Annotated in this window: 12 protein-coding genes and 1 riboswitch; of the genes, 3 read left to right on the top strand and 9 right to left on the bottom strand. The window is 44.8% G+C overall.

Going from position 1 to position 12,649, the window contains the following annotated elements; all coding sequences use genetic code 11:
• Positions 1-4 precede the first annotated feature (4 nt).
• From Q334_RS0102795 to Q334_RS17790, 9 genes are all read right to left on the bottom strand, one after another.
• A complete protein-coding gene (locus Q334_RS0102795; protein WP_027311872.1) occupies positions 5-1,033 on the bottom strand; it encodes a glycosyltransferase family 4 protein in 1,029 nt (342 codons plus the stop codon).
• Between the two features lie 7 nt (positions 1,034-1,040).
• The gene (locus tag Q334_RS19800; protein ID WP_051527470.1) at positions 1,041-2,468 is read right to left on the bottom strand and encodes a class I SAM-dependent methyltransferase; all 1,428 of its coding nucleotides are present in this window, start codon (positions 2,466-2,468) and stop codon (positions 1,041-1,043) included.
• 1 nt (position 2,469) lies between these two features.
• On the bottom strand, positions 2,470-3,078 hold the full coding sequence (locus tag Q334_RS17800) for a sugar transferase (RefSeq protein WP_051527469.1): 609 nt from the start codon (positions 3,076-3,078) through the stop codon (positions 2,470-2,472).
• Positions 3,068-4,258 (bottom strand): ABC transporter ATP-binding protein, encoded by a 1,191-nt coding sequence (locus tag Q334_RS0102780; protein WP_027311871.1) that lies wholly within the window; start codon positions 4,256-4,258, stop codon positions 3,068-3,070. The genes Q334_RS17800 and Q334_RS0102780 overlap by 11 nt, the downstream gene beginning before the upstream one ends.
• 1 nt (position 4,259) lies before the next feature.
• Positions 4,260-5,087, bottom strand: coding sequence for an ABC transporter permease (locus tag Q334_RS17795; protein ID WP_081414308.1), 828 nt, complete (start codon positions 5,085-5,087; stop codon positions 4,260-4,262).
• Positions 5,060-5,275, bottom strand: a complete 216-nt coding sequence (locus tag Q334_RS20390; protein ID WP_027311870.1) for a hypothetical protein — start codon at positions 5,273-5,275, stop codon at positions 5,060-5,062. Before Q334_RS20390 ends, Q334_RS17795 begins: the two co-directional genes overlap by 28 nt.
• Positions 5,275-6,426, bottom strand: coding sequence for a glycosyltransferase family 4 protein (locus Q334_RS20230; RefSeq protein ID WP_081414307.1), 1,152 nt, complete (start codon positions 6,424-6,426; stop codon positions 5,275-5,277). The genes Q334_RS20390 and Q334_RS20230 overlap by 1 nt, the downstream gene beginning before the upstream one ends.
• Before the next feature lie 3 nt (positions 6,427-6,429).
• Positions 6,430-7,827 carry a mannose-1-phosphate guanylyltransferase/mannose-6-phosphate isomerase gene (locus Q334_RS0102755; RefSeq protein ID WP_035460549.1) on the bottom strand — a complete coding sequence of 466 codons (1,398 nt, stop codon included), beginning with the start codon at positions 7,825-7,827 and terminating at the stop codon, positions 6,430-6,432.
• 104 nt (positions 7,828-7,931) lie between these two features.
• Complete coding sequence (locus Q334_RS17790; RefSeq protein WP_051527467.1) at positions 7,932-9,053, bottom strand: PilT/PilU family type 4a pilus ATPase; 1,122 nt, start codon at positions 9,051-9,053, stop codon at positions 7,932-7,934.
• A 47-nt stretch (positions 9,054-9,100) separates the two neighbouring features.
• Positions 9,101-9,214, top strand: a riboswitch (TPP riboswitch).
• 89 nt (positions 9,215-9,303) lie between these two features.
• Here Q334_RS17790 and thiB point away from each other — a divergent pair.
• The 3 genes from thiB to Q334_RS17780 are packed head-to-tail and all read left to right on the top strand — an operon-like array spanning position 9,304 to position 12,574.
• A complete protein-coding gene (thiB, locus tag Q334_RS0102745; RefSeq protein ID WP_051527466.1) occupies positions 9,304-10,317 on the top strand; it encodes a thiamine ABC transporter substrate binding subunit in 1,014 nt (337 codons plus the stop codon).
• Positions 10,318-11,949 (top strand): thiamine/thiamine pyrophosphate ABC transporter permease, encoded by a 1,632-nt coding sequence (gene thiP / locus Q334_RS17785; protein WP_051527465.1) that lies wholly within the window; start codon positions 10,318-10,320, stop codon positions 11,947-11,949.
• Positions 11,942-12,574: a thiamine ABC transporter ATP-binding protein gene (locus tag Q334_RS17780; protein WP_035460548.1), complete on the top strand. Its 633-nt coding sequence runs from the start codon at positions 11,942-11,944 to the stop codon at positions 12,572-12,574. Before thiP ends, Q334_RS17780 begins: the two co-directional genes overlap by 8 nt.
• Positions 12,575-12,649 lie beyond the last annotated feature (75 nt).

Below are 12,649 nucleotides of genomic sequence, written 5' to 3'. Positions count from 1 at the left end.
AAAGTTAGTCTCCTAGCAGCGTATCGACTACCTTATTCCAATTAAGGTCTAATTTTTCGATATATTCCTTTGCAAACAATCCCATATCTTCTGTATGTGATCGATTGGCATAGCTTTCATCAATCACTCTCGCAATTTCTTGCGGATCTGGTTTGCAAACCCAACCATTTTCTTGATGTTGAACAAACTCAAGTGGCCCACCAGAGTCAGTGCAAGTAATCACCGGCTTGCCAGAATAAAAAGCTTCCAGAGTAATATACCCATAGTCTTCATCAAAGGGAGCAAAGAAAACGCTATGAGCCCTGGCATAAAGAGCAATTTTCTCTTGCTCTGTCACACTTCCAAGCAGCTTAACTTTATCAGCAAGATCATACTTCTCAATTAGCCCTTGGTAATAATCTTGCTGCCCACCTGTACCAGCAATAACAATATACAAAGGACTCTTAATATAACGTGCAGCCTCTATCAACAAATCCTGCCTTTTGAGTCGTTCTAACCGACTTGGGCAAAAAATATAGTTGAATGACTTCGCAGAATAAAAAGTATCAGCATTAGGTGGGGGATGGTACAAACGGGTCGCTTCGAACCCATTATACTGACGTATTCTTTCTGCCACTCGTTCTGAGTTAGCAAAAACTTTCTTTGCCTTTTCAAAAGCTGAACAATCATACTGTTCAATATTTTTCTTAAGGCTTTTTAACTTCTCATCAGTCTGATTGGCATCATATAGCTCATAAACAGCACGATATTGATGCATTACCCATACAATGTGCTCAGGGTGGCTCATCCCATACCCAGGAAACTGTAAGCTCACAACCTTATCCACAGCATGGCCATTAAAGCTTTTCAATTTACTTTCAGAGCAGTAAGCCATTAACCTCTCTACTTCTTCATAGGGAGAGAAGTGAAAAGGTAGCTTAATTGTACAAACATCGTGCCCATGAGCACGCATGGACCTTTCTAAGTTTGCAACATGAAACTCTGCACCGCCTTGAATAAAAGGAACATTATTGGCTGTCAGTATAATTTTCATAATAATTCTACGGTTTGAATCCAATTACAGCATAATCTTGAGGCCCACAAAAATGCCCATTCACGCGTTCAGTCAAATCATCAAAACCTTCAACTTTAGCCGACTCAGGGTATGGATTAAGTCGTTCAACCTGGACATTCACAAAACCAAAATACTCAAGCATAAAAACAGCTAATGTAGGCGTAATTGGATTACGGTGAGTGGGATCATGATAAAACGTATGACTGCCAACCAAAACATTTTCAGGATTCGGTGTTTCAAAAACAACAATACCACCAGATAACAGCTTCTGATGAATAAGTTTACAAAGTTGGAAAAGAACAGGGAACGGTAGGTGCTCAATGACATGAAAAGCAGTAATAGAGGCATACCGACCATCACTTACCCTTTCTAAATAAGAGACAGCGTCCGCATGTGTTGAACTTAGCCCTTTCTCCCGGCAAAGAGTACTCATCACAGCATTAACATCCACTCCCTCAGACGTATAGGCATGCTCTTTTAGCAGAGACATCCACTCTCCCCGTCCGCAGCCGATATCTAAAACTAAATTCGACCCCGTATCCTCCTTAGCCTTCTGCATAAAAGGTAAATATTTTTCCTGCCTGGCTCTAATTTCATTTTCACTTCCACGGCAAGCATTCTCAAAAGCCACATAAAAAGCATCGACTTCATTTAATGTCGCCGCAACAAATTTATCATCAAAAGAACTATTAGAATTTCCACTCAGGGCAACACGTAGTTGCTCTGACTTATAAAAAAAATCATGTTTAGCTGCCGAAACAACTTTATCAACATGATTCAATTTAGTAGCAATTTTTTCTTCTTGTTCGTGAAAGCCTTCACTCAGGTTAGCAATCTCCATCAATAAATTATCTAACCCGCGACCTTCACTCTTACCGATTAACTTTTCATTTACTAGAATATCGCTAATAAAAAAAAGTGCTTCACGAGAAATTTTAATATCCCAGCGTTTTACAATTAACCTTGCCAGCCGCCCCACTCCAGGCACCTTGCCAATTTTTCGTAAAAGCTTAACTTGCTTTGCCAAAAATATAAAACGGCCAACATCAACAGCAATGGCCCTATCCAAGGAAAATTCTTTTGACATTACCAAGTCAGCAACCACATCCAGCTTAGCAATCTTTCCTTTTAGCAAGCCATTCGAATAATTCTCTAGACCATCTGCATCAACAGCTCGCCCTAACAAAAACCTATACACCAATTCGACAAACTTATTTGCATCAAGCAAAAATAAATTCACCAGCTTTTTCTTAGCCAGCATTAAAGACGCAATATTTTTAACATCGCCACTTTTTACAACTGAAACAGCCTTAACTGCTTTAAAATTATCAACTTGCTGGCCTACACTTTTAATGGCACTTGCTTCTGCCTGAATTACAGCCATCAACTCAGGAAAACTTTTCGCTTCATTCATATTAAACAACTCTCTCTTTTCCAGCAAAAACAACCCCAAGGGTTTTGTATGCTATATAGATATCCAGCAAAAATGTCCAATTAGTTATGTAATACAAATCAAGCTCTAATTTCCTTTCTGTTTGATCCACGCCAATCACATGCCCTTGGTTAATTTGAGCCCAACCAGTTATTCCTGGCCTAACACAGTGGCGCAATCCGAAAAACCTTACTTCACTTTCATATAGATATGCTAACTCCAAGCTTTCTGGACGAGGTCCAATCAAACTCATATCCCCTAGTAACACATTTACCAGCTGTGGCAACTCATCCAGCCGATATTTACGCAACACCTTACCTATTGGTGTAATTACGTTAGCATTACCAGAAGAGCGCATAGTCCTAAGCTTAAATATCCTAAAAACGGCCCCATTCAACCCTACTCTCTTTTGCACAAAAATAGGTGATTCGCCATAAAAGACAAAGAGCAAAATAGACAAAAAAATCACTAAGGGACTAAGACTTAATAAAAGAGTTAAAGCAACAAAAAAATCCAACATCTTTTTGCGGAAAGAGTTACTGATTTCGCTCCCGCAACTAGTAACGTAGTGTGGATCGTAGTCAGCTTTCATGACTAATGCCTGAGAAAATGACTGGTAAGCGACATACACCACTAAATTTTGGCCCAATGACTCCCGCTACTTCGAACTGAATAATATTGTCGCACCAATGATAACACTGATCTAAATGGTGATCTGAGTCATGCAGAGCTAATGTAATAGTATACTTACCTGGGGCTATATTTAGAGGAAATTCAAGTAAAAACTGCTGTAACTCCCCTTTGTATAAATCAACACCTCCGCCTAGCTGAAAAGTATTTATCCCAAATATATCTTGGCCAAATCTATCTCGAATAAGCATACCAACAGTGACATTACTTAAATTCTCGACCGCCTTGACACTTAAAACTAATTTACAGTTTTCACCTGTGGCAAAATTTTCAGCTTTAACACTTTCATTCGTCAAATAAGCATCTACAATAACGGCCTGCTCATTACCGTATGCTGCTGTCTCTCTCTCATAATAATCTTCTGCATGACCAGATAATATTTTATTGTAAACATTAACCGCATCAGCTGGATTGGTATCAATAAACACCTCTCCCTTTTCAAGCACTATTACTCGATCACAGATTAGCTTCACTGCATTCAGGTCATGAGAAACAAAAATTATACTACCTCCTGAAGCTTGAAAATCCTTAATTCTTTGGAAGCACTTTTGTTGAAAATGCCCATCACCTACAGATAATGCTTCATCAATAATAAAACAGCTCGGATTAGCATGTATTGCAATTGAAAACGCCAAACGCATGGCCATACCAGAAGAGTACGTTCTTAATGGCTGATGAATAAATTCACCTAACTCCGAGAACGCGACAATATCTTCTCGCCTTTCCTCAATATCCTTTTCTGACATTCCAATTAATAAGCCATTAAGCTTAATATTTTCGGCTCCAGATAAGGCCGGATCAAACCCTGTTCCCAGCTCAAGCAATGCCGCAACGCTACCACTTGTTTGAATAGACCCAGAATCCTGAACTAGGACACCAGCAAGAAGCTTCAATAGTGTTGATTTTCCGGCACCATTTCGGCCTAAAATACCAAGAGTCTCTCCATCCCTTAATGAAAAAGATATATTTTTAAGAACAGGCATTGACTTATGGCGTTTTTTACCAAAAAGCGCCTCAATCAATCGCTGATAAGGAGAGCTGTAGGATTTAAAAGATTTATTTAACTCTGTTACTTCAATCATTTTAAATTATATCCCGCGCATCACTCTCGAGCTTCTTATAAAAAAACGAAGATATTACATAACTAGCAAAAACCACTACAATGGCATATACCCAAAATAGTTTATCTGGAGCTTCATTATAAAGAACTACCCCTCTCATAGACTCAATCCACCAATAGATTGGATTAAAGTAAATCAAACTTTGGATACTATGAGGGAGAATATCTTTCGTATAAACAATAGGAGTAAACCAAAAACCAACCTGAACAAAAATATTTAATATTTCCTTTACATCTTGCACATACAACCCGAGCAAAGCAAAAAAGGAACCCAGATAAAATGAAAATAAAAAAAGCAGCAAAATCATCGGAAAAAGATAAAGAAACTTGTAATTTATTGAACCACCAACCAGAAGCAAAAAAACAAGAAAAAACAAAACTGAAATCACGAAAATATAAAAATTGGTTAGCGTATTACTTAGTGGAAAGAGTCTTAGTGGTGATCTAACCTTTGAAACAATGCCTCTTTTTGCAAAGAAAACATTCGCACCTCCTGTTAAGCTACCAGCAAAAAAATTCCACACAAGTAAACCGCTAATTAAATAAACGCTATAACCAAAATGGGTAAACTTATCTGCCAGCTCTGGCAATCTAGCCCCCATGAACTTTGAAAATACCAGCGCAAATATTAATATTTGTGAAAGTGGATTAAAGACTGCCCACAGACCTCCTAACACAGAGCCTTTATAGCCATCAACCAAATCTTTCCAGGACAGAATAACTGCCAGTCGAATTTGTCGAGCATAGGAGCGCACTTTTCCTATCATACTAAAACCACCATAGCTAAACATATTCCACAAACATTTGCCCACATATCCTTATAGCAAAACCCACTACCAAAATAGTGATCATAAATTTCTTTGGCCAAACCAACCAACATGGAAAACAACACCCCAAGCAATAAAGAAGAAAAATAAGAAATAATTACTACCAAAAAAAAACTATACATAAAATGCTGAACTTTATCTTCTTCAAGCACTAACGGCACTCCATTAGCGCATGTCGCAACACATCTGCTGACTGATTCCAAGAAAAACGTCTTGCTTGCTTTAATGAAAGACTCTGATGAGTTGAATAGAGTGTGCTATTATTCAGCAATGATGAAATATGATGCGCCATTTCTTCTTTATTCTCAGCCGAGAGTATTGCCTCACCCCCTACTTCTAACAAAGCCTGTGCTTTTGAGGTAATAACCGGCACACCAGACTTCATAGCCTCTAATACAGGCATGCCAAATCCTTCATATATCGATGGGTATACTAGAAGCTTTGCAGCCCCCAAAACAAAAGGTAAATCTTCATCTGGTATGTAACCCAGACGCCTTACCTCTCCCACCTCCTCAAAGGCTGTTAGTCTTTTTACCAACTCGGCATTTTTCCATCCCATCCCCCCAATTAGTAACAGCGGAAATGAGCGCCGAATTTCAATAGGTAATAATGAAAACGCATCCAATAGCATAGAAAGATTCTTTCTAGGCTCCAATGTACCTAACGCTACAATATAGTCTTGATTAATATTATATTTCTTTAGTACATTTGCAGAGCCACTTAAGCTTCTTGGATGAAAATTATCCCCTGCAGCTGGATGCACAATGTAAATTTTCTTATTTTTGGCACTGGGAAAAAAGTGCAAAATTTCCTCTTTAGAAAACTCAGAAACAGTAACAATCCCAGAAGCTTTATTTATACTTTCCTCTAAATACCTGTTTAAAAATCTCACTCTTTCTTCAGGATGACATTCAGGATGCCTAATATGCGACAAGTCATGCACTGTAATAACATTATTTGATTTGCTATTGACAGGTATGAAGTTTGGTTCCCAATACACTCCTTCAGGTATAGAGCGAATTTTTCCATCAAGTCTGCTCTTTTGCAAAGCTCTCCATAGCAGTCTCGCACCTGGGATACTGCCAATAAATTTTCGATGCTTGCTTTGAGTGCTACTGGCTACTTTAGCCGTTGATTTAAAATAATTAGAAAAATACTCCGCCCGCAAATTACCGTACCAGTGAGAGCCAGAGAAACCATATACGTCATCATGCTCTATCAGAACTTTAGATAAGTTAAATGTATAGTACCCAATCCCTGTAAGAGCAGATGAAAGGCTAGTTAAATTAACAACTACGTTCATAGACTAACTCCGTCCATAAACATCTTCCAACCTTTCTATATCGTCTTCACCCAAATAACTTCCAGACTGAATTTCAATAATTTCTAAGTCTTGCGAGCCTTTATTCTCCAAGCGATGAATAGCCGTCTGAGGAATATAGGTAGATTCATTTACATTTAGAGTAAAAATACGTTCTCCACATGTAACTGTTGCCGAACCTCTAACTACTATCCAGTGTTCTGCTCGATACTTATGTCGTTGTAATGATAAACGCTGGTTAGGGTGAACAATTATTCTTTTAACTTGAAAACCTTCTCCCGAAGCAAGCGACTCATAATATCCCCAAGGTCTATAAACTTGAGTATGACTAAAAATTTCACTTGCAGCTTTTTCTTTTAAATGCGCTACAACATTTTTAACGCTTTGAGCTTCAGACTTTGGCGCTACTAAAACAGCATCTTTGGTAGCCACGACCATTAAATCTTTACACTGATGCGTAACAATGAGGGGGCCTTGGCTATAGAGCATGCTATTTTTCGTTTGCAGCGCTTCTACTCTTCCGTATAGAGCATTTTCTTGATCATCTTGCTCTAGCAGCTCTCCTAAAGCGGTGAGAGAACCTACATCAGACCACTTCGCTGAAAGGGGGACTACCACTCCTTTAGATGTGCGCTCCATCACTGCATAATCTATGGAAATATCTTGACAGTTAGCAAAGATTTCCGCATTTAGGCGAATGAATTCCTTACTATCTTCAAGAATTGCATCTTGGCATATTTCCAAAATTTCAGGGGCATACTGCGCCACTTCGTCAAGAAATGAGTCTGCAGTAAATGCGAACATACCACTATTCCAATACATATTGGGATCAGTAATAAGTTCTTTAGCAACAAGAAGTGTTGGTTTTTCTATAAATCGCTTAATCTCATTTGAGTCATTGCACTTTTCAATATACCCAAATCCAGTTTCAGGACGATCTGGAGTGATACCAAATGTTGCAATATAGCCTTGTTTGGCAAACTGTATTGCTGCTTCAACTGATTGGTTAAATCCATCTTGATCTTCAATATAGTGATCAGATGGGGCAACTAGCATAACTTCCTTACCAAGGCCTTTTCTTTTCAATACAAGTGCCGCAATAACTAATGCAGGGCAAGTATTACGTCCGATCGGCTCCAAGACGATATCCAGACTACTTGCATCCTGGCCAAGCTGCCGAAATTGCTCTGCTACAATAAAGCGGAAATCTTCATTAGTGATCACTAATGTGCTCTTACATAAACCCGTTTGTTGCAAACGAATCGCGGTGTCTTGCAAGAAGCTCAGTTCACTCGCAAGTGGAAGAAATTGCTTGGGATAGAGGTTACGTGAAAGAGGCCACAGGCGTGAGCCAACGCCACCAGCTAAGATTACCGATATCATTTGCAGTTCCTACCAAACGAAGCAAAAGCTACAATCTTACTGGTTTGCAGGGCCGCCAAGCAATCAACTTCTGTTACAGTTATCGACTCAAAAATTACCCAGAGCTATTCCACCTCAAAACGCGGCTTGCCATCTTCCCCTTGGCTAGGCTGGTGAATAGCGCTATTGCCATCTTTCAGTAACTTGATCATCAGTCGCATATTGTTGGCCGAGTCCGCATTGCGCAGTGCCACCTCTTCGGTGATACGCCCTTCCTTGAATAGTTTAAAAATCGACTGATCGAAGGTCATCATGCCAATGTGGTTTGACTTGGCCATGATGTCTTTCAACTCTGCAATCTCACCACGTTTGATCAGATCACTGACGGTGGAGGTACGCACCAGAATCTCAAAAGCGGCACAGCGCTTGCCGTCCACAGTGGGCAGCAAACGCTGCGAGACAAAGGCACGGATATTGAGTGATAGATCATGCAGAATCTGACGATGACGATCCTCCGGGAAGAAGTTCAGGATACGATCCAAAGCCTGGTTGGCATTGTTGGCGTGCAGAGTAGATAGGGTAAGGTGCCCTGTCTCGGCAAAGGTCAGGGCATACTCCATGGTTTCCCGGTCGCGAATCTCACCAATCAGAATCAAATCCGGCGCCTGGCGCAGCGTATTTTTCAAGGCATCAAAGTAGGTATGGGTATCCATCCCCACTTCACGCTGGTTGACGATGGATTTTTTGTGTCGGTGCAAATACTCAATCGGGTCTTCAATGGTGATGATATGACCGCAGTGGTTAATATTGCGGTGATCAATCAAGGCAGCGAGGGAGGTCGACTTACCTGACCCCGTCGAGCCGACAAAGAGCACCAGGCCCTGTTTATCCATCACGATCTCTTTGAGGATCGGCGGCAAGCCCAATGCATCGAAATCGGGGATTTCAGTCTTAATATTTCGAATGACGGCGCCGGTTTGGCCGCGTTGAACAAAGAGGTTAACCCGAAAGCGTCCCACTTTTGGCACAGACAAGGCAAAGTTCAGTTCCTGCTTGCGCTTAAACTCGGCAATTTGCTCTTCAGTCATCGCGCCATAGAGCAGACGCCGCACCTCATCCGGCATCAGTGCTTCCGTCAGTGGCCGCATTGTACCGTGGAATTTAGCACTGGCCGGTGCCCCTGGGGAAAAGTAGAGGTCGGATCCATCATCCGTTACCAGGGTTTTCAACAAATCAACCAGTTCCATAATTACCTCTGTTCTACAACCTTAGCCACCAATAGTGGTATGATGCCGACGGCTCAACGGGGTGCCTGTTAGTTGTAGCAACTGCCGGGCTGAGAAGCCAAGCTAACCCGTCGAACCTGATCCAGATCATACTGGCGCAGGGATTTGAGTCCAAGTCCATTGCTGCGCCACTTTTCAACCCTTTGCAAAGTGGCGGCTATCATCCCTTGAGGATGGGCTGCCATTTGCTTGCATTTATAAGGAGAGTGGCATGTCCGGTCGTGCTCTTTCATCCTGGTTATTAGCCAGCCTGCTGGCGGGTGCCAGCACGGTAGCCTTAGCTGCCAACCCCACCTTGACGGTGTATACCTATGACTCCTTCACCGCTGAGTGGGGTCCCGGTCCTAAAATCAAAGCGGCCTTTGAAGCGGAATGTAACTGCACCCTAGAGTTTGTCGCTATGGAGGATGCCGTTGGTATTCTGCAACGCTTGCGCCTTGAAGGGGAAAGCACCCAGGCCGACGTCGTCCTCGGCCTGGATATGAACCTGATGGCTGAAGCGAAAAGCAGCGGTCTACTTGCCACCAATCAGGTTGATACCAGCAATCTGAAGTTACCCCTGCGCTGGCAAGACGACACCTTCGTTCCTTATGACTGGGGTTACTTTGCTTTTGTCTATGACACTGAAAAGCTGCCCAATCCACCCAAGAGCCTGCAAGAGCTGGTCGATGCGCCGGATGATTTGAAGATCATCATTCAGGACCCCCGCACCAGCACACCCGGTTTAGGATTACTGCTATGGGTACAGAAAGTCTATGGCGATCAAGCGCCGGAGGCCTGGGCCAAACTCAGCAAGAAAACCCTGGCAGTAACCAAAGGTTGGAGTGAGGCTTACTTCTCCTTATTTATGAATGGAGAGGCACCTATGGTGTTGTCCTATAGCACTTCGCCGGCCTACCACATGGAAATCGATAAAACTGATAAATACCAAGCGGCTGCCTTTAGTGAAGGCCACTACATGCAGGTCGAAGTCGCCGCTAAGGTTGCGGTGAGCAAAGAAGCTGAACTGGCCGAGCGCTTTCTTGCCTTCACTTTGAGCCCTGCATTTCAACAGCAAATCCCTCTTGGCAACGTAATGTACCCCGTAGTCGATCTGGGTCAGGAACTGCCCCAGGCCTTCTCTCGGCTGATTCAGCCAAGCCAGACACTGGTATTTACCCCTGAAGAAGTGCATGCCCAGCGTAAAGCCTGGGTAGATGCCTGGCTGGAAGCGAGCAGCCGCTAAGTGCACAGCCGCCGCGCATCAAGCAAACCGCCCCTGAGCCATGCTGCTTGGCAATATCTGCCTGGCAGCCTGGCCGCAGCCCTGTTGTTACTGCTTGTCAGTACCAGTCTGGGGGCATTGCTGCGCCATGCCGAGCTTTCCGACTGGCAAGGCCTAGCTAACGATGCCTACTTATGGCGGGTGGTTCGCTTTAGCCTTTGGCAAGCCGGACTCTCCGCCCTGCTCAGCGTCCTCTTGGCGATTCCTGTAGCCCGTGCCCTGGCGCGGCAAAGCCAATGGCCAGGAAGACGCTGGCTCATTCGCGTGCTTGAGCTATGCCTGGTGTTGCCCAGCATGGTGGTGATCTACGCCCTGGTGCAGGTACATGGTCGTCAAGGCTGGCTACCTATGTTGTTGCAAGAGTGGGGTTGGCAGCCTCCCTCTTACCTATACGGTTTATCCGGCATCCTGCTGGCCCATGTCTTTTTTAATCTGCCACTCTGTGCCCGTATTCTGCTGCAGGAGCTGCAAGCTATCCCCTCGCAGCATTGGCGCCTGGTTGCGCAATACGGCTGGCACAGTCGCTTGGTTTGGCGAACGCTGGAATGGCCCTGCATCCGGCCGATGTTAGCCCGACTCTTTGCGCTGGTGTTTACCCTCTGCTTCACCAGCTTTGCCATCATTATGGTACTTGGTGGCGGCCCCCGCGCCACCACACTGGAGTTAGCTATTTATCAAGCCTTGAAGTTTGACTGGGATATTGGCCGTGCGGCCATTCTGGCGATGCTGCAGCTAAGCCTGGGGGCGTTACTCTGGTGGTGGGTCAGTCACCTGGGCACCCGTATGAATCTCAGCCCGATGCTAACTCCCAGTCACTGGCCCCGTGCCGATGCCCGAGGCTGGGGACGTGCCTTAGATTGGCTACTGATTCTAGCCCTGATGCTGTTGTTACTGCCCCCGCTATTTGCCGTACTCTGGAGCGGCATTCCTGGCTTCATACAGCAACTAGCCTCCAGTCGCCTGTGGCTGGCTTGGTGGCAAAGCGCCTGGATTGCCAGCTGTGCAGGCCTGCTGGCGCTTAGTCTCGCCCTGGCCTTACAGGGAGCGGCTCGCTATTGGCGTGGCCAGCTGCGACTCAGGCTAGCCGCTGCACTGGAAATGAGTGGCCACGTGATTCTGCTGTTTCCCGCTTTAGTCCTCGGAGTCGGCTTATTTGTACTACTGCAGCCTCTGGTCAACATGCTTCACTATGGCCAGCTGGCCATTATTCTGATTAACAGCTTAATGGCGCTGCCCTTTGCCCTACATATTGTTCGAGCCCCGCTACAGAACCTTTCCCAACCCAGTTTACGCCTGGCCGACAGTTTGAATTTACGGGGTTGGTATCGCTGGCGCTGGTTAGTCTGGCCACAATTGCGTCAACCCCTGGCCCTGGCCTGGGCTTACGCAGCGGCGATTTCCCTGGGAGACTTTAGTGTCGTCGCGCTCTTTGGCAGTCCTGCCAGCCCAACCCTACCGTTATTGCTCTATCAACAATTAGGGGCCTATCGCTTACAGGAAGCCGCCGGCACCGCGCTACTGTTAGTGCTGACCGCCGCGTTCATTTTTGCCCTGGGGCATTATTGGGGACACCGGAAGACTCATCATGCTTGAACTGAACCAACTCAGCTTTAGCTACCCTGACCATGCCTACCAATTCAATCTACGCCTTCTGCCTGGCCAAGCAGTCGCCATTGAAGGTCCCAGCGGCAGTGGCAAAAGCACCCTGCTCAATCTGATCGCCGGTTTTTTAACCCCCCACGCCGGTCACATCAGTTGGGAAGGACACAGCTGGCTGCAACTTGCTCCCTGGCAACGGCCACTGTCGACCCTGTTTCAAGAACATAACCTGTTCGAGCATTTGCCGGTGTGGGCCAATATTGGCGTCGGTATTCACCCTGGCCTCAAGCTCAGTGCAGCCCAACAACAGCAAATTATCTGGATGCTGGAACAACTCGGTTTGGGGGGAATGCGCGAGCGCATGCCGGCGGAGCTATCGGGCGGCCAACGTCAGCGGGTGGCCTTGGCTCGGGTGATGTTACGGGCCCAGCCACTCTTGCTGCTGGATGAACCCTTCACCGGGGTGGATGACGACACCCGTCAGCGCCTCTGGTTACAGGTGCTTAATATGAAAAAACAGGGCACGGCAATTATCTTGGTTAGTCATGATAGTGAAGACATTGAAGCCTTGGCCGATCAGCGTCTCGTACTGCATCAAGGGCATTTGCACCCACTCTGATCGCCATCTCCGGCCAAACAACACAATCCGTTCCAAACAAAAGGGCCCCGCAGGGCCCTCAGACATCATGCAGAA

Source organism: Balneatrix alpica DSM 16621 (assembly GCF_000619885.1).
Taxonomy (GTDB): Bacteria; Pseudomonadota; Gammaproteobacteria; order Pseudomonadales; family Balneatricaceae; genus Balneatrix; species Balneatrix alpica.
Note: the sequence above shows the minus strand (reverse complement) of the source record. Positions and strands in the feature narration are given on the sequence as shown.